Here is a 21,533-nt window from a genome sequence, read left to right as displayed (position 1 = left end):
TTCACGAAATCTTCACGGCCGAGCCGTCGCCGGAGCTTGGGCCAGGGCGGCCGCGACTTCCGCTCGAGCGGCCTCGATGTCCTGGCGGAAGAACGGCGAAGCATGCTCGGCGGCGTAGATCACCGCGCCCGACTGCACCCCGGCCTCGGTGGCGCTGACGGTGTGTGACCCGCAGATCCAGCGGCTTTCGGCATATTCCCGACCTCGGGCGTAAAGCGCGTCGGCGCGGCTGGGCGCGACCTCGGCCAGGATCATCGCCACGTGCATGCCGTGGGCGGAGTGGCCGGAGGGATAGTCCGGGTTGCCGGCAAGGTGGTCGGACTTGGCCTCGCAGATCGGCGCGTCCTTCTTGTCGAGATAGGGCCGGCGCGTCTTCCAGTGGCTTTTGGCCACGCCGACCACGGAACGATCCTCGCCAGCTCGATCCAGCAGAGCGGCCAGGACAGGGGCCGAAGCCGGGGTCAGGCGCACGCCCAGGGCGTCGGCGAAGTGGCCGAACACCGAGCCGTCCACGTCGGCGGTGGCCAGTTTCCAGCGCGGGCTGTCCTTCAGTGACCGGCTCTGGTCGAAGATGGCGGCGTCGGCGATGGCGCGGGGCGAGCCGGGAGGAGGCGGGGCGGCCAGAATCTTGGTCAGGTCCGGCCGCGCGGCGGGGGCGAGATAGCCTACGGCCGGCGCGCCGGGCAGGGTCTCCAGCGGACCGTCCGGGCAGCGCTCTGCCGCCCGCACCGGATTGCAGACGGCCACGGCGCCGCCGGTCAACCGCACCGCGTAGCCGCCGGCGAAGCGGGGATCGGCCTGCATGTAGTCGGTCGAGACATACTGGGCGCCGCTGGTCAGGGCGGCCGTGCGTTGCGAGACCTCGTTGCGGCGCGCGGCCCAAGTGTCGGCGTCGGCTCGGGTGCGGACGATGAAGCCGGCTCTGACGGCGGCGGCGATGCGATCGTGCTGGCCGATCGGATCGTTGAGCGTCAGGTAGGCGGCGTCCGGCGCGGTCTCGTCGGTGTTGACGAACATGACCCGGCCTTCCAGCGATTTGCGGCCGCCGCGATAGAGCGCCACCTTTCCCGGGTCTTCGTCCAGGGCGATGAACACCTTGCCGCGCGCCTGGGCCAGCGTCGGCCAGCCGCCGGCCAGCACCGCCTCGCGCAGGGTCGGCTTGCCGCCGCGCACCTGGTCGGGCGTGATCAGTTCGGCGTCGGAGAAGACGGTGCGGACCTCGGCGTCCAGGGCGTCGAACGCCTTCTCGTCAAAGGGCAGAGCCGCCGCGCCGCCGGGCAGGCTGGCTGGACCCTCTTTGGCGTTGATCAGGATCAGGATCGGCGCGTGGTCGGGATGGGCCTTGGACCAGGTCCGCACCACGGTCAGGCATTCGACGAAGGTCAGGCACGATGAGCGGAAATCGACGTCGGGCATGTGCATGACCTTGTAGCCCGGCTGGGCCATGGCCTTGGCGAAGGCGGGCGAGGGGACGATCCCGCCGCCCAGCGCCGTCAGCGGCCTGGCGAACCGGCCGCCCTGCGGATCGCGCACCACGTCGATCTCCAGTTGCCGCGCGCCGAGGTCCAGTTCCTCGTTCAATGGACGGTGGCCGTAATCGAGACCCAGAACCGGCTGTCCGCGCGCCGCGATCATGGTCGCCATCTCGTCGGCGGGCACGGCCAGCTTGTAGCTGTTGTGGGTGCCGACCGCCGTGATGTCGTTCAGTTTCAGGGGTTGGGCGGCGCCGACGGGCGCGAGGGCGAGCAGGGCGGAAAGCGACAGGCCGAGCATGGGATTCCTCCGTGGAAGCCGGCATGGCTACGAAAGAGTTGTGACAACTCGCCCACGAGGTCGCCGAAATGTGACGATCCGCGTGGATCTCTGCGGTGTTTCAGCTCACCAGGATCGCCGCACCGTCACGGTGAGCGTACGCGGCGTCGCGCCATAGATCTGGTCGCGGCCAAAGGGGCTCGAGATCGCGCGATCGGGCGTCTCCTTGTCGAAGACGTTGCGCAGCGCGACGGTCAGGTTCGAGTGGCCGCGATCAAGGGCCAAGGTGAAGGTGTCGAGCGAGCCGGCCGGTGTGTACAGGTAGTCCGGATCGTCGGGGCGGAAGCTCGAGGTAATGGCCGAGCGCCGCTCGTTCTGCCAGCTGAGCAACGCCGAAATATCGCTGGTCAGGGCCCGGCGATAGGCGAGGGTGGCGGTGTGGCGATAGCGCGGGATGTTCGGAACCCGGTCGCCGGGCAGAGCCTCGAACTGCGTCAGGGCCAGATCGGAGACGCTGGTCAGCCGCGCGTCGGTGAAGGCGCTGTTGAACTCGAGGCTGAGACCGCGGCCCAGATCGGTCTTGAGGGCGGTCTCCAGGCCTCGGATCCGCGTCGAGCCGATGTTCATCACATAGCTGAACGCGCCCTTGGGCGTGGCGTTGGCGAACTGCATGTCGTGGAAGTCGATGTTGAAGGCCGCGGCTTCGAAAATCATCGCGTTGTGGAACAAGGCCCGGCGGCCGCCGATCTCGTAGTTCCACAGGTGATCCGGGGCGAAGGTCTGCACGGCCTGGGCCGGATCGGGCGTCGTATTGACCCCGCCCGGCCGCGCGCCCTGCGAGGCCTGGACGTAGAGGCTTGCGTCGCGACCCAGCCGCCATTCGGCGCGGGCCCGTAGGTTGAATTCGCCGCCGTCGGCCGTGCGTTCCGGCATCGAGGTGGTCGAACCGCTGATGATGTTGGCGATCAGCACGTCGGTCCAAGCCGCCCGTCGGGTGGCGGCGTAGCGACCGCCCGCCGTCAGGGTCAGGCGATCGCCGATGGGCTGGACGAACTGGGCGAAGAGGGCGGCCTGGTTGAAGCGCGAACCGAGAGTCCGCAGACCCGTATAGCCGGCGGCTTGGTCGACCTGTCCCTGGTCATCAACGACTTGCGCGGCGCTACGCGTGTGCTCGCGCCGACGCTCGAGAAAGAGGCCCGCCGCCCAGCGTCCCGAACCCAGGTCGCCGTCGCCGCGCAGTTCCTGGACCAGCGACTTGATTTCCGTGGCCTGGACCAGGGTGCTGGGCGCGCGGCCGCGAGCATAGGCGGCGTAGGCGTCCAGCTGTGTGGCGTCGCAGTCGGCGGCGGTCGTGAAATAGCGTTGGCATCCGGCTGGATCGTCGGCCAGTCCCAGGACGACCTGTGTGGAGTCGAGGCGTCGGCCCAGCGTCCAGCCGTAATAGGCCGTAGTACTGGTGAGCACGGTGTGGGGCAGGCGGAACGTCAGGGTCAGGCTGGACAGGCCTAGATCGTGGTCGCTGCTGTTGAGGCCGTAGCGGTCGGACAGGTTGGCGCCCAGGGCGCCGTTCCACACTGACGTGTCGCCAATCCGGCGCTGCTGGTAGACCGCCATGCCCGAGGCTTCGAGGCGGTCCGAAAGCCTGGCCTTGACCGCCACGCGCACGCCTTGTGTCGTCTCGCTGTTGGTGTTGTCGCGGCCCAGGCGGACGTTGTCGATATAGCCGCCGTTGTCGCGACGATAGGCGACGAGGCGAACGGCCAGGTCGTCGCCCACCGGCAGGTTCTCGACCACCGACACCATGCCGCCGGCCGCGCCGCCCTGGACGAGGCGGCCCTGGAGCGTCGCGGCTCCCGCATAACGCCCCAGCACGGCGGCGTTGGGTTCGATGCGTAGTTCGCCGCCAATAGCGCCGGCGCCATGGTCGAATCCTTGGGGACCGCGCAGGACGTCGACGTGGTCGATGTCGACCAGCGCCAGGTCGGGCGTCACCAGACCCGGATCGGAATTGGTGCCCGACGGGCCCGAGACCGGCGCGCCGCCGAAATAGACCGGCGTGGTCGCTTCGCCCGCGCCGTATACGCCGCGCAGGGCCAGCTTGAGCTGCCCAGCGCCGGAGGGCAGGGCGTTGAGCGCCGGTGACAGGCGCGCGACCTCACCGGGATCGAAGACGCCGCTTCCCGCCAGGATACGGGCGCTCAGGCGCTCGACGCTGGGCGGCGCTTCATCGGACACCGCCGTGACGATCACGGTGTCGACGGAGCTGGATTCTCTCGCGGTCGCGCTGGGCCGTTCGGCCGCTGAAGCCCCGGACGCGGTCACCGGGGCATGCGCGGTGATCAGGATCATCCGATCGGCGACGATGCGGTAGTCGAACCCGGAATCGCGCAGCAGGCGGTCCAGCGCCTCTTCCACGGTCAGGACGCCGTTCAGCCCGGCGGTGCGACGGCCCTCCAGGGCGGGCGCCGAGAACAACGCCTGCTTGCCGCTTTGCAAGGCCAGCGACTTGATGGCGTCGGCGAGGCTCGAAGGCGGAATCGCATACGTGCGGCGCGACCCGACCGACACCGCGCCGGCAGGCTGGACCAACAGGACCGAAGACGCCGCGAGGACGCTGAAAGAGGCAAGAAATGCGCGCTTCAAGGGAGGGTGATCGAGAGTATCGCTCCAGTTGTCGCGACGATAGAAATCTGCCGAAGCGGTATATCAGTGTACTCAGATTAGGCGCCAATGATGCTTCACACGGATCAAGCGGCGAAAATCTGAGGGTTGGGTGGAAAGCCGGACTCGCGACTTGACGCGGGGGCGGCCAGGGGTGAACCGCAGCGGGTGTTCGCGAAAAAGGCCATGGGCGCGGTAGGCGAGTCGTATCCCGAGCAGACCGAGGTCTGGCGGTACGCGCCGATGCTGCGTGGCTATTTCATGCGGCGGATCGGCGGCGATATCGACGATCTTGTCCAGGAAGTCCTGCTGCGCATCGAGCGGCGCCAGACCAAGGATCCGATCGACAATATCGAGGGCTACCTCTTCCAGGTGGCCTCTAGCGTCCTGACCGACACCTTGCGCGCCGATCGTTCCCGTCACCGCTCCAAGCACACCGAGCTGACGGAATTTCATCATCCCGTTGAGGTTTTGTCTCCCGATCGCGTCTTGGAAGGCAAGCAACAGCTGGCCCTGGCCCTGAGCGTCCTGGAATCCATGCCCGAAAGGTCAAGGCAGGCGTTCATCCTCGTCCGGTTCGAGCAGATGAGCTATTCGGCGGCGGGCCGCGTGATGGGAATCTCCGTCAGCGCGGTCGAGAAACACATCATGAAGGTGGTTCGGCGTCTGACCGAGCGCCTGCGGAGCGACGATGACCTCTAGCGGAACGATGCGAACAGTTGACGAGCGGGCGCTTGACGCCGCCGCCGGCTGGCACGCGCGTCTGGGGTCGGGGCGCGCCAGCGACAGCGAGCGACGGGAATTCGACGCCTGGATCGACGCGGCTCCGGAGCATCAGGACGCCTGGGCTCGAACTCAGAACGCATGGGCGCTGGTTGGCGAACTGGCCGATCACCCCGCGCTGGCCCAAGCCCGGCGCAGCGCGCGCAGGCCGCCGGCCTCGCGCCTGTGGGCGCCGGTTGCGATCGCCGCCTCGCTGGCGGCGGCCGTGGCGCTGGGCCTGACGTGGAAGACGATGGCTCCGCCAATCTCGCCTCCAGCCGGTGAAGTCCAACTGGCCGCGATCAGCTACATGACGCCGGTCGGCAAGGTCAGCCGCATCGCCTTGTCGGATGGCACGATCGTCATGCTCGACGCAGACTCGGCGATGAGCGCCGTCTTCGATGGCAAGGTGCGTCGCGTCACCCTGTCTCGGGGCCGCGCCCAATTCCAGGTCGCCCACGACGCGGCGCACCCGTTCGTGGTCACGGCTCAGGGGCGCAGTGTCACGGCGCTGGGCACCGTGTTCGACGTCGATCTCGAACCCGCGGCCGTCACGGTGACCTTGCTGCAGGGCAAGGTGGCTGTCCGCGACCTGACGGCTCGTCAGGATGCCCGTCAGGCGATCCTGACCCCAGGGGAGCGTCTGGTCGCGTCCGGCGACGGCGGCTGGTCGCGACGCGCGATCGACACCACCCAGGCCGCCCGCTGGCTGAACGGCGATCTGGTGTTCGATGAAAGCGAGCTGGGCTTGGTCGCGGCCGAGCTGAACCGCTATTCGAACCGCAAGCTCGTCCTGGCCGATGCGCGCCTGATCCATACGCCGATCAGCGGCGTTTTCCGGGCCGGTGATCCCGAAGCCCTCGCCGAGGGCCTGGAAGCCAGCGGCGTCGCGCGGGTCACGCGGCGCGCGTCCGACCAGATCGTCCTGTCCAAACCTTAGGCGTTCGCCGCCCCGGTTTCGGAAAAGTTCGCCCTTCCAAAGAAAAACGTCTGGCCGGGGGTGAGGGACCTTTCGCGGCTTACGTCTGACTTGGCGGCCGTCAGGGGACCCGGATCATGCACCGGGCGAGACGGTCGTCGGTCGAGGGGATATCACCGCAATGAACACCAGGACTTCCATCCGCGCCGCCATGCTCGTGACGACGGCGCTCACCGCTTCGACGTGGGCCGGCCAAGCGCTGGCTCGCCAAGCCGCGCCGCAAGACGACACCGCCGCCGTTGAAGAGATCGTCGTCGTCGGGACGCGGATCGAGGGCTCGAAGGTCACCGCGGCGCTGCCCGTGACCTCGATCGACGCCAAGCAGATCGACGCGATCGCCGCCACGTCGGGCGACGACCTGTTCCGCTCGATCCCGCAGATGGGCGACGTCAACTACAACAGCAGCTACATCCCCAACAGCAGCAACTCGGCGCGCGGCGACATCGGTTCGGTGAACCTGCGCAACCTGGGTTCGGGCAACACGCTGGTGCTTCTGAACGGCCGCCGCGTGGTGGCGCACCCGACCAGCCAGGCCGACGGCGCCAACCTGGTGCCGGTGATCACCTTCAACACCAACGCCATTCCGACCACCGGCCTGTCGCGGCTGGAAGTGCTGCGCGACGGCGCCGGCGCCATCTACGGCTCGGACGCCGTGGCCGGTGTGGTCAACACCGTGCTGAAGGACAACTACAACGGCGTCGAGGCCGAAGCCCAGTATGGCTTCGCCGAAGGCACGCACATGAAGGACTACGGCCTGAACGTCTTGGCCGGCCACACCTTCGAGCGCGGCAACGTCACCCTGTTCCTGAACTACAACCAGCGCACGGCCTTGCGGTCGGGCGACCAGGACTTCACCGCCTCGGCCGACAAGCGTCCGCTGTTCACGGGCACGCACTTCGACGGCGCGGCGTCGCTGGACGGTCGCGCGACGACCACGCCGTGGGGCAACTTCACCGCCGCCGCCCGCGTGACGCAGAACGGCACGGCGATCACCAGCACGGCCGGCGCCTTCCACATTCAGCCGACCTCCAACCCGGGCTGCCTGGCCAGCGCCGGCAGCGGCATCTGCTTCGACGACGGCACCTTGGCCACCTCGGGCGAAGACCGTAACCTGCGCTACGACCCTCAGGCCGGCGCCGGCACCTCGATCATGCCCGAGCTGAAGCGCCTGAACATCTACCTGACGGGCAACTACGACGTCACCGAAGACATCAAGGCCTATGGCGAGGTCGGCTACTACACGGCCACCACCCACGCCTTCCAGAGCCCGACCTACATGACCACGGCCCAGGTCATGACGGTTCCGAGCGCCAACTACTGGAACCCCTTCGGCCCGACCACGCTGAACGGCGCCGCCAATCCGAACCGTCTGGCGGGCATCAACGCTCCGGCCGGCGGCCTGAACGTGACGATGGCCAGCTACAGCTTCGCCGATCTCGGCCCGGCCAAGGTCGACGTCAAGAACACCCAGAGCCGCTTTCTGGGCGGCCTGAAGGGCGAGAAGTTCGGCTGGCGCTGGGACTCGGCGCTGCTCTATTCGAAGGCCGAGGTGAAGGACACCTCGGACGGCATCAGCGCGACCCTGCTGCAGAAGCAACTCGCCCTGTCGACGCCCGACGCCTACAACCCGTTCAACGGCGGCAACGTCGCCAATCCGAGCGTTGGCGACAGCACGGCAAGCAGCGCCGCCGCCCGCAACGCCATCATGGTCAAGAGCACCCGCGACAGCACCAGCACCCTGGCGTCGTGGGACTTCAAGGTCTCGAAGGCCGACCTGTTCCACCTGCCGGCCGGCGACGTCGGCATGGCGGCGGGCGTGGAAGTGCGTCGCGAAACCCAGAAGGACGACCGCGACGCCCGCGTCGACGGCACGATCAAGTTCACCAACTCGGTCACGGGCATCACCTATGACAGCGACCTGATCGGCACCAGCACCTCGCCCGACACCAAGGGCCACCGCACCGTGGGTTCGGCCTATGCCGAACTGGCCGTGCCGGTGATCTCGCCCGAGATGGGCATTCCGCTGGTGCGCAATGTCGAGATGCAGCTGGCCGGCCGCTACGAGGACTACAGCGACGTCGGCGACGTGGCCAAGCCGAAGGTCGCCGTGGCCTGGGACCTGGTCGACGGCCTGCGCCTGCGCGGTTCGTGGTCGGAAGGCTTCAAGGCCCCGAACCTCGAGCAGATCAACGCCTCGGTGGTGACCCGCTCGAACACCCGCACCGACTACATCCGCTGCCAGGCTGATCTTCAGACCGGCAAGATCACCAGCTTCAGCAACTGCACCCGCACGCAGAGCACGGCCGCCCAGCGCTCGGGCAACCCGGACCTGAAGCCCGAGACGTCGACGTCCACGGGCTTCGGCGTGGTGTTCGAACCGAAGTTCGTGCCCAGCCAGTTTGGCCAGTTCACCTTCACCGCCGACTACTGGCGCGTGAAGCAGAAGGGCATCGTCGGCATCTTCGGTGAAGGCAACGCCCTGATCCTCGACTACCTGGATCGCATGTCGGGCGGCTCGAACCCGAACGTCGTGCGCGCGGCCCCGACCGCCGACGACATCGCCGCCTTCAACGGCACGGGCCTCACGCCGGTCGGCACGGTGCTGTACGTCAAGGATCAGTATCAGAACCTGCTGCCGCAGGAAGCTCGCGGCATCGACTACAATCTGATGTGGCGCCTGCACGGCACCCGGATCGGCGACTTCGACCTGAACATCGGCGCGGCCCAGCTGCTGAAGTTCTACCAGTCGCCGTCGCCGGCCATCGCCGCGCTGCTGGCGGCCCGCTCCAGCGGGAAGATCAACGCCGGCACGACCATCACCGGCGGCGGCGATCTGCTCAAGCAGAACGGCAAGCCCGAACTGAAGTGGACCGCCGCCCTGACCTGGCGTCTGAACCAGGTCACGGTCGGCGCCTTCACCCAGTACACCAGCGACGTGCAGGACACCGCGCTGCTGGATTCGGCGGGCGCGGCCTGGACCGTGGACTCGCAACTGACTGGAAATCTGTACGCCCAGTACGATTTCACGGACGGTTGGGCGTCCAACACCAGCATCAAGCTGGGCGTGCGGAACATCACCGACGAGAAGCCCCCCGTCTCGTCGAACGGCTATATGGCCAGCGTGTACCAGCCCTATGCCCGTTACTGGTACGCGAGCATCCGCAAGAGCTTCTAGTCCACGCCCCCGAAGGCCCCGGCGTCATCCCCCCGACGCCGGGGCCGCCTTGTTTCTCAGAGTATCTCTCATGACCCGTTCCAGCTTCCGCGATGCGGCGCGACGTCCTCTGCTGGCGCTCGTCGCCGTCCTGGCGCTTGGCGCCGCGCCGCTTTCGGCCCTGGCCCAAGAGGGTACGGGCGGCGACATCGTCGGCTACGGCCAGATCCATCATCCCGAGATCGGGCGCGGTGGCATGGTGGTCGCCCAAAACCGCATCGCCGCCAATGTCGGCGCCGAGATCCTGCGCAAGGGCGGCAACGCCGTCGACGCCGCGGTCGCCACCGCCTTCGCCGAAGCCGTCAGCCTGCCGCGCGCCGGCAACCTGGGCGGTGGCGGCTACATGCTGGTGCACATCGCCAAGACCAACGAGACGATCGCGATCGAATATTACGGCCAGGCGCCCCTGGCCACGACGCCGGACCTGCTGGTCGGGCCCGATGGCAAGGCTGGCGGCAAGCTCAGCCAGAGCTTCAAGGGCGTATCGGTGCCGGGCACCGTGGCCGGCCTGTGGGAAGCCCACCATCGCTACGGCAAGCTGCCGTGGAAGGTCGTTGTCGAGCCCGCCGTGCAGATGGCCAAGACCGGCGTGGTCCTGAGCGATGACGAAGCCGCGGCGCTGAACGGCGAGCGCAAGGCCATGCTGACCGATCCGGGCGCGGCCAAGGCCTTCTTCAAGAAGGACGGCTCGTCCTATCAGCCGGGTGAGCGCCTGCCCCAACCCGACCTGGCCTGGAGCCTGGCCCAGATCCGCGACCAGGGCGTCGACGCCTTCTACAAGGGCGAGGTCGGCAAGCGGATGGTCGCCGGGATCAAGGCCGGCGGCGGCGTGATCTCGATGGAAGATCTGGCGACCTACAAGGCCAATGTCTCGCCGCCGATCTGGGGCGAATATCGTGGGCACAAGATCGCCTACATGCCGCCGACCGCCTCGGGCGTTACGCTCGCGGAGGTGATGAACATTCTGGAGACCTTCCCGATGAAGGATCTGGGCTCCAACAGCGTGGCCAGCCTGCATGTGCTGTCGGAGGCCATGAAGATTGGCTGGACCGATCGCCAGTACGTCGGCGGCCCGCCGCAGTGGAAGACGCCCGTGGCCGGCCTGACCAGCAAGACCTACGCGGCCGAGCGCGCCAAGCTGATCTCGATGACCGCCTCGCTGTCGAGCAAGGACCTGAAGGGCGGCGATCCCTATCGCTACGAAAGCCCCAACACGACCCACTTCTCGGTGGCCGACGCCGAAGGCAACGCCGTCAGCAACACCTTCACGCTCAGCGCCTCGTTCGGGGCGCACGTCGTGGCGCCGGGCACGGGCTTCCTGCTCAACAACTCGATGGGCAACTTCTCGTGGGGCAAGCGCGCCGAGGAGAACGGGTCCAACAAGGCCGAGCCTGGCAAGCGCGTGGGGTCGACCATCACCCCGCTGATCGTCTTCAAGGACGACAAGCCCTGGCTGATTACCGGCACGCCGGGCGGCGGCTACATCATCGCCACCATGGCCCAGATGCTCAGCAACGTGATCGACCACAATCTGAACGTCGCCGAGGCCGCCGAGCGTCCGCGGATGAACCAGTCGGGCGTGGACGGTCCGCTGGAGCTGGAGGCCGGCTTCTCGCCCGACATCGTGCCGCTGTTGGAGGCCAAGGGCCACAAGGTGGCGCCGTCGATGACCATGGGCAGCACCCAGTCGATCCTGATCGACGGCGGCCTGTTCTATGGCGCGGCCGACACCCGCCGTCCCGACGCCGCCGTGGTCGGCGTTCGCTAGGCGCTTCGACTTCACGCCAAGAAGAAGGGCCGCTCCTCATCCGAGGAGCGGCCCTTTTGCTATTCGGCGCCGGTGTTCTTGCGATAGTCCAGCGGCGGAGAGCGATCGCCCAACAGGGGCTTGTAGACGAAGTTCGCGCCCTGGCGCTGCTTGAGCTCGGCCTTGGCCGAGGCGATCAGCTTGGGGTCGCTGAAGACGTCGGCGCCGGTCAGGGCGATCGACTTGGCGGCGACGACCGCGCCCTTGACGCCGATCGTCGTGCCGGCGGCGGCGGCGTTCTGCCAGCTGTGGCCGGGCGAGCCAGGCACGAAGGTGGCGGTGACCAGACCGACGGTCGGCACGTTCCAGCTGACGTCCGACACGTCGGTCGAACCGCCGCTGATCCACGAGCCGCGATCATAGGCGCCGACGGTCTTGACCGAGGCCAGGTCGCCGCCGCCGCCGGGCAGGGTGGCGGCCAGCTTGGTGGCGAAGGCGGTTTCCTCGGCGGTCCATTGCTCGCCGCCCACGCGGCGCAGGTTGGCGTCCATCGCGTGGCCTAGTGTGTCGTTGGGCAGCATGCTGTAGACGCCGCCCGTGATCTCCCAGTCGACCGTCGTGCCGGTGGCTAGGGCCGCGCCCTTGGCGGCGTTCTCGACCCGGTCCCAGACCTCGCGGACGATCTTCGGATCGACGTGGCGGACGTAGTAATAGACCTCTGCGAAGTCCGGCACGACATTGGGCGCCTTGCCGCCGTTGGTGATCACGTAGTGGATCCGCGTGCCGTCCGGCACGTGCTCGCGCAGGAAGTTGGTGGCCACGTCCATGATCTCGACGCCGTCCAGGGCCGAGCGCCCTTTGGACGGCGAGGCCGCCGCGTGGCTGGAGATCCCGTGGAAGCGGAACTTGCCCGACAGGTTGGCCTGGGACGGCGCCTGGGCGGCGCTGTTGGCGTCGCCGGGGTGCCAGTGGATGGCGATGTCGACGTCCTTGAACAGGCCTTCGCGCACCATGTAGACCTTGCCCGAACCGCCTTCCTCGGCCGGCGTGCCGTAGACGCGCAGCTCACCCTTCACGCCGTGGGCGACCATCCATTCCTTCAGGGCGATGGCGCCGTTGACCGAGGCCGCGCCGAACAGGTTGTGGCCGCAGCCGTGACCGGCGTCGCGACCGGGGAGGGGAGTCTTTTCCGGGCTCGCCGCCTGGGCCAGGCCGGGCAGGGCGTCGTACTCGGCCAGCACCGCCACGACAGGACCCGGTCCCGTCTTGAAGCTGGCCATGAACGCCGTCGGTTCGCCAGCGACGCCGGCGGTGACCGTGAAGCCGGCCGCGGTCAGCTGATCCTTCAACAGGGCCGAGCTCTTGGTTTCCATGTAGCCGAGCTCGGCATAGTCCCAGATCTTCATGGCCGCGTCCGATAGCTGCGGCTGACGGGCGTCGACGCGGCGGATCAGTTCGGCCCGATCGGCCTCCTTGATCGGCGCGGCCTGAGCGGCGACGGCGAGAACGCTTGTCGATGCAAGCGCCATTGCGAACCACGAAGTTTTCAAAGTTCCACCCTTCTTGTCGGCGCCAGGTTTCGACGCGCTGATCAAGACGTAAGGCGCGGACGAACCATCACCTTCAAGGCGGGAAAAACCGTCTCGTCAGCCCTTGCTGGCCATCTCGAAGCTGCGCTGGAGGTGGTCCATGTAGCCGGACACGCTGGGCAGGAGCCAAAGTCGGTCGGTGTCGCGGATGGCGTCGATCTCGTTGGCGACGTCGTCGATTGACCAGGACGGACGATAGACGCCTTCGGTCTCGGCGATCAACGCGCGGGCGACCCGGCCGGCCATGGAGACGAACATCTCGCCGGTGACGGTGCAGGACTCGTGAGCCAGCCAGCCGACGACGGGCGCCACCAGGTCCGCGCCCATCGGCGGGTACATCGAGGTGTCCAGGCCCTCGGCCATCCGGGTGACGGCGCCGGGCAGGATGATGTTCGAGAGAATGCCCTTGGGCGCGCCCTCGATGGCGACCACGTTGTTCAGGCCAATGATCCCGGCTTTGGAGACGCCGTAGTTGACGACGTTGTTGGTGCCGTAGAGGCCTCCGATCGACGAGGTCAATACCACGCGGCCATAGCCGGCTTCGGCCATGATCGGGAAAGCCGCGCGCACGACGTTGAACGCGCCCATCAGGTGGACGTCGACGACCGCCTTGAAGTCTTCGTGCGGGATCTCTTCCAGCGAGCCGTAGCGGACGTTGCCGGCGTTGTGGATCAGGATGTCTATCCGGCCGAACGCGTCCAGCGCGGCCTGGATGATCGCCGCGCCGCCCTCGGGCGTGGCCACCGACTCCAGGCAGGCGACGGCTTCGCCGCCGGCCGCCCGGATCTCCTGGACGACCGCTTCGGCGGGACCCGCGTCGACGCCGTCGCCCTTGATCGCGGACCCGGGATCGTTGACCACGATCCTCGCGCCCTTGGAGGCCAGCAGCAGGGCGTATTCGCGACCCAGGCCTCGGCCGGCTCCGGTGATCACCGCCACGCGGTTGTGAAACTTGTGTCCGGGCATGGTGCGTTCCTCGTTCTAAACCGGTGTCCAGATCGGCGCGCCGCGCTCGGCCCGCAGCGACGGGATCGTGCGTCCGTCGATGTCGGTGACGTCGTAGTCTTGCGCCAACTCGGCGTTGATGAAGGTGCCGCCGGTGCGCTTGATGATGTCGGGATCGGCGGCGAGCGCGGCGATCACCCGACCGGGAAACTCGACCGAGCTGCCGACGGCGCTGTTGAGCTGCGAGGCCATGCCGGGAACCGTCTTGAGGTTCTCCTGCGCGCGCTCGGTGTAGGTAAAGCCCTGCCACAGCGATAGCGAGGCCACGTTGTGGGCCTTCAGCTCGATGGCCATGTCGCGGGCCATGCGGTCGGTCGCCGCCTTGCAGGTCCCGAAGATCACATCATAGGTGTAGGTCACCCCGACATAGCCTGAGAGAGCGACGATCAGGCCCGTTCCTTGCGGAACCATGATCTGGGCGGCGTGCCAGGCGGCCGTGAAGTTGGAGCGCAGGCCGACGTCGATCATCTCCCAATTGGCGAGCGGCTTTTCCCAGAACCCCACGCGGTCGGTCATCGAAGCGGGCAGGGCGATGGCGTTGTTGACCAGCAGGTCCAGCCGGCCCTGCTCGCGTTGGACCTGCTTGAAAAGAGCGGCAACCTGGGCGTCGTCGGCGTGATCGACCTGGACGGCCAAGCCCTTGCCGCCACGACGGTCGACCTCCGCGGCCGTCTCGCCCACCGTGCCGGGCAGGGGCGCGACGCCAGGCGTGACCGTGCGGCCGGTGACGTAGACCGTCGCACCCTGGTCGGCCAGGGCCAGGGCCACGCCCCGGCCGATGCCGCGACTGGCGCCGGTCACCACGGCGACCTTGCCGGTCAGGGCGCCCGGCACGATCACGCGCCCTTTTTGCCGAAGAAGGTCTCGCTGAAGTCGCCGCGCGTCCGGCCCGAGAAGTGCTCGGCGCTGAACGGCATGCCCATCACGCCCTGCGACCAGTCGATCGAGGCGCCGAAGTCCTGATACCAGTCGTAGATCAGCGTGCGTTCGGCGATGCGCCATTCGCCGTCGCGCTTCTCCAGCCGGTCCAGGTAACGGCCGCCGATCAGGGTGTCACGATCGCCCGCGCCCATGTCGACGCGATGGTAGGAATTGACGTGCGTCTCGACCCGGGCGGTGTCGCCGTCCAGATCGATCAGGCTCTGACCCAGCACGTGTTGGGTCACCTTGATGGCGTCGGCGCCGGGAACAACCCAGGCCAGATAGGCGGGGAAGTCGCCGGACCACACTCCGTAGTCATTGGTGGCGTCAGGCCAGTAGGCGGCGGTGATCAGCGCCGGATCGCGACGGTCCTCGCCCCGGGCCAGGCGCGCCAGGCAGTCGCGGATCTTCTCGCGATCCAGAAAGCCGTTGAGTTCCTCGGCGCTCGCCATGTCTCGCTCCCTTGGTCCGCCGGCATCCACGGATGCGCGGTCGTTGGGCTCTTGATTACGCCTGGGCGCGCGAGGATCGCTTGACCAATTTCGACAGATCGGTTCGGTTGGGGCAATGACGAGCGGAGATAGTAAGGACGGCGCGGCGCGAGACGAAGACGGCCAGGCCTTCGACGTCGTTCACGCCAATCTGCTGCGGTTCTTCCCGGATCTGGTCACGACCCTGGGCGGCGATCCGGCCGAGTTGATGGCCAGAGTCGGCATCCAGCCCGCTGCGGAGGTGACCTACCGTCAGGTGCTCAAGCTTCTCGAGATCATGGCCGACGCCGTGGGCTGTCCGGATTTCGGCATGCGCCTGGCCACCCTGCAGAGCGGCCGGATGTTCGGTCCGCTCGGCACGGTGATGAGGAATTCGCGCACGTTCGGCGAAGCGCTGGACTATGTCAGCCGTCACACCGCCGCCCACAGCCTGGCGGCGCGAGTCTGGTTGCAGCGCTGGCCCGACCACGGCGCCGTGTTCGCGGGCCACGACATCCTACTGGACCACGCGCCGCTCAGGAGCCAGGGGATGGAGCAGATTCTTCTGGTTGGCCACCTCTCGGCCATCGAGATCACCGACGGCGCCGCCCGAGCGCGGAAGATCTATTTCCGCCATCAGCCCATCTCTTCACCGAAGATCTATCGACGCTATTTCGGTTGCGAAGTTCTGTTCGGCCAGCAGGTGGACGGCGTGGTCTATTCGGAGCGGGACCTGGCCGCGCCGATCGTGACCCGCGACGCCAGCGTCTATGAAGCCGCCACCTCGTTCGTCGACGCCACGTTCAGCCATCGTCGCCCGCCGCTACACGGCCAGGTGCGCGGCGTGATCATGCGCTTCCTGGGCACGGCGCTTTGCCGGGCCGATCGCGTCGCCGCCGAGCTCGGCCTCCATCCCCAGACCCTGTTGCGACGCCTGAAGGCGGAGGGAACGTCCTTTCAGAAGATCAAGGACGAGGTTCGCCGCGATCTGATGATCTACTACCTGCAGCGTACGGACCTGGACTTCGGCAGGATTTCCGAACGCCTGGGTTTCGCGGAACAGTCGGTGATGACGCGCACCTGCCATCGATGGTTTTCCGCATCGCCCACTCGGGTGCGAGCCTCCACGCCGACGCTGATCGCCGAGGCGCGATAGCCGGCGTCTGTCGAAATTCGTCAAGTCGAGCGGTGTCGCCGTGCCGCACACCAGCTTCAAGGGCGCACGGCGCAAGATCGTGACGACCGAGCGTGGACGGAGGAACTCATGGCGGATTCGGAAACGGTTCAACTCGACCTCAGCGAACTGGAGCGGCGCCTGGGTCAGAAGGTTGGCGGCGGTCAGTTGTGGGAACCCTGCAACAAGACCGACATCCGCCGCTGGGTGATGGCGCTGGACTACGTCAACCCGCTGCACTGGGATCAGCGCTTCGCCAGCCAGACCAAGTTCGGCGACATCATCGCCCCGCAGTCGATGGCGGTGGCGCTGGACTATGGTCACGGCAACAACCAGGCCTGTGTTGGGCGCATCGAAGGTCAGCACATGATCTTCGGCGGCGAGGAGTGGTGGTGGTACGGCACGCACATCCGCCCCGGCGACCAGATGTTCCACGAGCGGATCTTCACCGACTACAAGGTCGCCGAGACCAAGTTCGCCGGCCCGACAGTGTTCCAGCGCGGCGACACCATCCACCGCAACCAGCGCGGCGACCTGATCGCCCGGTCCTGCCCGACGGTGATCCGTTACCTGGCCAAAGAAGCCGAGAAGCGCGGCGTCTACGCCTCGACGGTCGGCGCGGCCAAGAAATGGACGAACGCCGAACTGCTCGAGGTCGAAAAGCTGCGCCGCGAGTGGTTCATGTCCAACCGCGAAGGCAAGTCTCCGCACTTCGAGGCGGTCAAGGTCGGCGACAAGCTGCCGCGCCGCGTGATCGGCCCACACTCAATCGCCAGCTTCACCACCGAATATCGCGCCTTCATCTTCAACATCTGGGGCAGCTTCTACTGGACCGCGCCGGAGGGCGTCGAAGACCCGTGGGTCTGCCAGGACATGGGGTGGATCGAAGGCTTCAGCTTCGATGAGGAGGGCGCGATGATCGATCCGCGCCTGCGTGATGGTCTCTACGTCGGCCCTTCGCGCGGCCACATCGACGACGGCCGAGCCAGCGAGATCGGCATGGTCCGCGCCTATGGCTACGGGGCGACCATGGCGGCCTGGAACACCGACTACCTGGCCATGTGGGCCGGCCATGACGGCCTGGTGCGCCATGCCAAGTCGGAGTTCCGCAGCCCCGCCTTCGAGGGCGACGTCACCTATATCGAGGGCGAGGTGGTGGCCAAGATCGAACGCTCGGAATGGGGCGTGCCGTTGGTCCAGATCAAGGTTCGGATGACCGACCAGGACGGCAAGACGATCGTCACCTCGCTCAACGAGGTCGAGCTGCCCTACTAAGGCAAGCGTCGGTTCAAGCCAGGACTCTTCGATGAGCGATCACCAGTTCGTCCCGGACCGCTCGGTGTCGATCGTGCATGGTCCGCCGTTGTCGGAGGAGCCAGGGCTCGGCGCGCTGACCTTGCCGGGCTTCCTGCGGGAGGTGACGCAAGCCCATGGCGATCGCGAGGCGCTGGTGCAGCGTCGCGCGGATGGCGCGCTCGAACGGTGGTCGTATCAGGATCTGTGGGCGCGATCTCTCGAAGTGGCCCGCGCTCTGGTCGCCTGCGGTCTGGGCAAGGGCGAGCGGGTCGGCGTGCTGATGACCAACCGGGCGGAGTTCCTGTCGGCGGTGTTCGGCGCGGCCCTGGCCGGCGGCGTGGCCGCGCCGCTCAGCACCTTCTCCACGCCGGACGAGCTGGATTATCTGGTCGGGGCTTCGGCCTGTTCGGTGCTGCTGCTGGAACGGCGGGTGCTGAAAAAGGACTTCGCGGCGATCCTGGGCGAGTTGGAGCCGGCGATCGGCGAAGCGGCGCCTGGCCGACTGGCCTCGCTGAAGTTCCCATTCCTGCGGTGGATCGCCGTCGTCGATGGCGAGCAGGACGGCGCGATCGAGCCCTGGGATGTGTTCCTGGCGCGCGGCGCGAAGATCTCGGTCGCTCAAGTCGAAGTGCGGGCCGCCACCGTCCAGCCGGCCGACCCGGGCGTGCTGTTCTTCTCCTCGGGCTCGACCAGCAAGCCCAAGGGCATTCTCAGCGCCCATCGCGGGGTGAGCATCCAACTGTGGCGCATGCGCCGCCAGCAAGGCTTGGGCGACGGGGTCCGCGCCTGGACCGCCAACGGCTTCTTCTGGTCTGGCAATTTCGCCATGGTGGTCGGGGCCGTGCTCGCCGCCGGCGGGGCGCTGGTGCTGCAAAAGACCTTCCAACCCGAGGAGGCTGTGGATCTGATGGTCACCGAGAGGGTCAGTTTTCTGTTCGCCTGGCCCCATCAGTGGGCACAGTTGGAGGAGGCGGCCAACTGGAGCGCGGCTGACCTGTCGGCGCTGGATTACATCGACATCGACTCGCCCATCGCGCGCCATCCCAGTGTCGAGACGACCTGGGTCGAACCACGTCACTGCTACGGCAGCACCGAAACCTTCACCCTCAGCACGGGCTATCCCGCCAACACCGCGCGATCGACCGCCGGCGATAGTCATGGCCGCCCCTTTCCCGGCAACAGCCTGAAGATCGTCGATCCCCTGACGGGCGAGGCCACGGCGCTGGGCCAACGCGGCGAGATCGCGATCAAGGGACCGACCCTGATGCTGGGCTATCTGGGAACGCCGCTCGACGAGACCCTGGACCAGGGCGGTTATTTTCGCACTGGCGACGGAGGCTATGTCGACGCGGCGGGCCGTCTGTTCTGGGAGGGGCGGCTCAACGACATCATCAAGACCGGCGGCGCCAATGTCTCGCCCGTCGAGATCGACAGCGTCATCGGCGATTGCCCGGGCGTGAAGCTGTCCCAGACCGTGGGCGTGCCGCACGACGCCCTCGGCGAGATCGTCGTCACCTGCATCGTACGCCACCACGGCGCCCAACTGGACGAAGCGGCCGTGCGTGACTTCGCTCGCGCCAAGTTGGCCAGCTACAAGACGCCGCGCCGCGTGCTGTTCTTTGCCGAGGACGACCTGCAACTGACGGGCAGCGCCAAGGTCAAGATCGCCGATCTGCGCAAGCTGGCCGCCGCGGCGCTCGAACGCCTGACGTCCTGACGGATGATCCGATCCATGCGAGCCATGCGGGTGCGACAGTCGGCCGAGGTTGAGAAGCTGCAACTGGCCAGCGCCGAGGCCCATCCGCCTGGACCGGGCGAGATCCGCGTGAAGGTTCACGCCGCCTCGCTCAATTTCCGGGACGGCCTGGTCGCCAATGGTTTCTTCCCCGTGCGCGACGGCCTCATTCCGCTCTCGGACGGCGCTGGCGTCGTCACGGACGTTGGGGCGGACGTTGGCGGCTTCCAGCTAGGCGACGCCGTCGTCAGTGTCTTTCATCCCAAATGGTTGGACGGCCACATGGACCGCGTCGACCTGGACAACACTCCGGGCGGGCCAGCGGACGGTCTGGCCTGCGAGGTCGTCACGCGGCCGGCGACCCATTTCACCCACGCGCCCAAGGGGCTCAGTCACGTCGAAGCCGCGACCCTGCCATGCGCCGGCGTCACGGCATGGCGCGCGGTGATCACCGACGGACAGGTCAAGCCGGGCGATCACGTGCTGGTTCAGGGCACGGGCGGGGTGTCGCTGTTCGCGCTGCAATTCGCCAAGGCCGCCGGCGCCACGGTGATCGCCACCTCGTCCAGCGCGGACAAGCTGGACCGCTTGAGGGCTCTGGGCGCCGACCATCTGATCAACTACCGGGAAACCGAGGCCTGGGGCGAGGCGGTGCTGGCGTTGACGGGCGGCCGAGGCGCCGAACATGTCGTCGAGGTCGGCGGGCCGCATACAATCCGGCAGTCCTTCATCGCCGCCCGCACCGGCGGTCACATCGCCATCGTCGGCGCGGTCGGCGGCTTCGATATCGACACCATGCCGTTCGCCATCGTCCAGGCCAAACGACTGCGCCTGCAGGCCGTCACCGTGGGCAGCCGACGCGATCAGATCGACATGGTGCGCGCGATCGAGGCGCATGGGATCAAGCCTGTGATCGACAGCCGCTTTCCGCTGGAGCAACTGTCGGCCGCCGTCGCGCATCTGATGTCCGGCAAGCATTTCGGGAAGGTCTGCGTCGAGATCTAGGAGCCGCCTTGGGTAGCCATCACGGCGTTGATCAGGTTTCGAGCGCCGCGCTGGCGTCGTCGACTCAGCGGCTGGGAACGACGGCGATTGTTCGACTGGCGCGCGCCGTCCAGATCGTGATCACCCAGCCAAGGATCGCCGGCAGGGTGACGGCCGGAAAGTCGCGCGGCAGGACCGAGACCGTGCAGATGCCGACGGCCACCTCCCAGAAGTGAAACAGGGCGTGGCCCGAAAGCCAGATCGTCGGTGCCGCCCAGAAGAACAGGCGAACCTCGGGTCTGCGGGCCCCGACCAGGAAGGCCGCGCCGATCAGGATGAAGATCAGCCCGATATCGCGGATGAAATGCTGGTTGAACGGGCCGGTCGTGGTCACGCCGGGCACGGCGAAGTACCAGCTTTCGGGCGCGATCAACATGAGCAGGCCGTTGGCCACGGCGGCGACGCCGAGTACGGCGGCCAGGGTGATGCAGGCGGATTTCATCATGGCGATCTCCTCGCGCCGGGCCGTGGCCTGGAGGCGCTGCTTGGTGTGGCGAGCCCGAAAGGGGGCCGCGCCCCGGCGCGCTGTGGAGCCGGGGCGCGGTTGAAGGCGGCGCTTGTCCTGCGGGGGAGGAGAACCGCCTTCTCGCGTCGAGCTTGGGGGGAGGGTGTCGACGCGATCTTGGACCGTTCGACTAGGCGGCCGCGGAAGCGGCCTGGACCGGGTGGGCGGCGCGGGCGGCGATCTGCAGACGGTTCCAGGCGTTGATCTGGCCGACGATGATCGTCAACGCGGCGATTTCGGCTTCGCTGAACTGGTTTTTGACCAGGTCATAGTCAGCGTCCGGCGCGTGGGTCTTGGCGATGCGGGTCAGGGACTCGGTCCACGCCAGGGCAGCGCGTTCGCGGTCGGTGTAGAGCGGGGACTCGCGCCAGGCGTCCAGCATCTGGATGCGCAGGTCGGTCTCGCCGTGCGAGCGGGCGTCCTGCACGTGCATGTAGATACAGACGGCGCAGCCGTTGATCTGCGAGGCGCGCAGGCGGACCAGTTCACCGAGGCTGTGCTCGATGCCGCTCTCGCCCAAGGCGGTTTCTACGGCGAGCATGGCCTTGGTCACGTCGGGCACGAGCTTGAAGGGCGCAAAGCGCGGGGTCAGGGTCATCGTCGTTTCCTCTCTGGACGGTGAAGATGACGCCACAGTGCTCGGCGAGGCGGGATGTGGGCCATCGTGCGCGGAGGGCGG

16 protein-coding genes are annotated in these 21,533 nt (G+C 67.5%); 8 read left to right on the top strand and 8 right to left on the bottom strand.

All coding sequences use genetic code 11. The features are described from left to right. Positions 1 to 12 precede the first annotated feature (12 nt). Together G3M62_RS12690 and G3M62_RS12685 are read right to left on the bottom strand one after the other, a co-directional pair. Positions 13 to 1,773: a Ca2+-dependent phosphoinositide-specific phospholipase C gene (locus G3M62_RS12690; protein WP_165187515.1), complete on the bottom strand. Its 1,761-nt coding sequence runs from the start codon at positions 1,771 to 1,773 to the stop codon at positions 13 to 15. A gap of 105 nt (positions 1,774 to 1,878) precedes the next feature. After that, a complete protein-coding gene (locus tag G3M62_RS12685) occupies positions 1,879 to 4,341 on the bottom strand; it encodes a TonB-dependent receptor (RefSeq protein WP_165187514.1) in 2,463 nt (820 codons plus the stop codon). Positions 4,342 to 4,599: 258 nt separating this feature from the next. Between G3M62_RS12685 and G3M62_RS12680 the strand changes: the two genes are divergently transcribed. The 4 genes from G3M62_RS12680 to ggt all read left to right on the top strand — a co-directional run bounded on the left by G3M62_RS12680 (position 4,600) and on the right by ggt (position 11,136). Then, positions 4,600 to 5,115, top strand: a complete 516-nt coding sequence (locus G3M62_RS12680) for an RNA polymerase sigma factor (protein ID WP_165187513.1) — start codon at positions 4,600 to 4,602, stop codon at positions 5,113 to 5,115. A 7-nt stretch (positions 5,116 to 5,122) separates the two neighbouring features. Then, a complete protein-coding gene (locus G3M62_RS12675) occupies positions 5,123 to 6,115 on the top strand; it encodes a FecR family protein (protein WP_165187512.1) in 993 nt (330 codons plus the stop codon). Positions 6,116 to 6,275: 160 nt separating this feature from the next. Beyond that, positions 6,276 to 9,329, top strand: coding sequence for a TonB-dependent receptor plug domain-containing protein (locus G3M62_RS12670; RefSeq protein WP_165187511.1), 3,054 nt, complete (start codon positions 6,276 to 6,278; stop codon positions 9,327 to 9,329). A 70-nt stretch (positions 9,330 to 9,399) separates the two neighbouring features. After that, positions 9,400 to 11,136, top strand: coding sequence for a gamma-glutamyltransferase (ggt, locus tag G3M62_RS12665; protein WP_165187510.1), 1,737 nt, complete (start codon positions 9,400 to 9,402; stop codon positions 11,134 to 11,136). A gap of 59 nt (positions 11,137 to 11,195) precedes the next feature. Here the strand turns inward: ggt and G3M62_RS12660 are convergent, their stop codons facing one another. The 4 genes from G3M62_RS12660 to G3M62_RS12645 form a co-directional block, all read right to left on the bottom strand. Continuing rightward, complete coding sequence (locus G3M62_RS12660; protein WP_165187509.1) at positions 11,196 to 12,644, bottom strand: amidohydrolase; 1,449 nt, start codon at positions 12,642 to 12,644, stop codon at positions 11,196 to 11,198. 117 nt (positions 12,645 to 12,761) lie between these two features. Next, the gene (locus tag G3M62_RS12655; RefSeq protein ID WP_165187508.1) at positions 12,762 to 13,670 is read right to left on the bottom strand and encodes an SDR family NAD(P)-dependent oxidoreductase; all 909 of its coding nucleotides are present in this window, start codon (positions 13,668 to 13,670) and stop codon (positions 12,762 to 12,764) included. Between the two features lie 15 nt (positions 13,671 to 13,685). Further along, entirely contained in the window at positions 13,686 to 14,549 is an 864-nt protein-coding gene (locus tag G3M62_RS12650; protein WP_205691861.1) for an SDR family NAD(P)-dependent oxidoreductase, read from the bottom strand. Further along, positions 14,546 to 15,082: a nuclear transport factor 2 family protein gene (locus tag G3M62_RS12645; protein ID WP_165187507.1), complete on the bottom strand. Its 537-nt coding sequence runs from the start codon at positions 15,080 to 15,082 to the stop codon at positions 14,546 to 14,548. The genes G3M62_RS12650 and G3M62_RS12645 overlap by 4 nt, the downstream gene beginning before the upstream one ends. A 115-nt stretch (positions 15,083 to 15,197) precedes the next feature. On the opposite strand from G3M62_RS12645, the gene G3M62_RS12640 reads away from it, so the two are divergent. The 4 genes from G3M62_RS12640 to G3M62_RS12625 all read left to right on the top strand — a co-directional run bounded on the left by G3M62_RS12640 (position 15,198) and on the right by G3M62_RS12625 (position 20,310). Next, positions 15,198 to 16,256, top strand: a complete 1,059-nt coding sequence (locus G3M62_RS12640) for an AraC family transcriptional regulator (RefSeq protein ID WP_165187506.1) — start codon at positions 15,198 to 15,200, stop codon at positions 16,254 to 16,256. Between the two features lie 108 nt (positions 16,257 to 16,364). Beyond that, the gene (locus tag G3M62_RS12635) at positions 16,365 to 17,549 is read left to right on the top strand and encodes an FAS1-like dehydratase domain-containing protein (RefSeq protein ID WP_165187505.1); all 1,185 of its coding nucleotides are present in this window, start codon (positions 16,365 to 16,367) and stop codon (positions 17,547 to 17,549) included. 31 nt (positions 17,550 to 17,580) lie between these two features. Then, a complete protein-coding gene (locus G3M62_RS12630; RefSeq protein ID WP_165187504.1) occupies positions 17,581 to 19,287 on the top strand; it encodes a class I adenylate-forming enzyme family protein in 1,707 nt (568 codons plus the stop codon). A 15-nt stretch (positions 19,288 to 19,302) separates the two neighbouring features. After that, on the top strand, positions 19,303 to 20,310 hold the full coding sequence (locus G3M62_RS12625; protein WP_165187503.1) for a zinc-dependent alcohol dehydrogenase family protein: 1,008 nt from the start codon (positions 19,303 to 19,305) through the stop codon (positions 20,308 to 20,310). A 64-nt stretch (positions 20,311 to 20,374) separates the two neighbouring features. Here G3M62_RS12625 and G3M62_RS12620 read toward each other — a convergent pair whose 3' ends face one another. Together G3M62_RS12620 and G3M62_RS12615 are read right to left on the bottom strand one after the other, a co-directional pair. Continuing rightward, entirely contained in the window at positions 20,375 to 20,794 is a 420-nt protein-coding gene (locus G3M62_RS12620) for a hypothetical protein (protein WP_165187502.1), read from the bottom strand. A gap of 190 nt (positions 20,795 to 20,984) precedes the next feature. Then, positions 20,985 to 21,452: a carboxymuconolactone decarboxylase family protein gene (locus G3M62_RS12615; protein WP_246263264.1), complete on the bottom strand. Its 468-nt coding sequence runs from the start codon at positions 21,450 to 21,452 to the stop codon at positions 20,985 to 20,987. Between the last annotated feature and the right edge of the window lie 81 nt (positions 21,453 to 21,533).

This window comes from Caulobacter soli, from assembly GCF_011045195.1.
GTDB lineage: Bacteria > Pseudomonadota > Alphaproteobacteria > Caulobacterales > Caulobacteraceae > Caulobacter > Caulobacter soli.
Note: the sequence above shows the minus strand (reverse complement) of the source record. Positions and strands in the feature narration are given on the sequence as shown.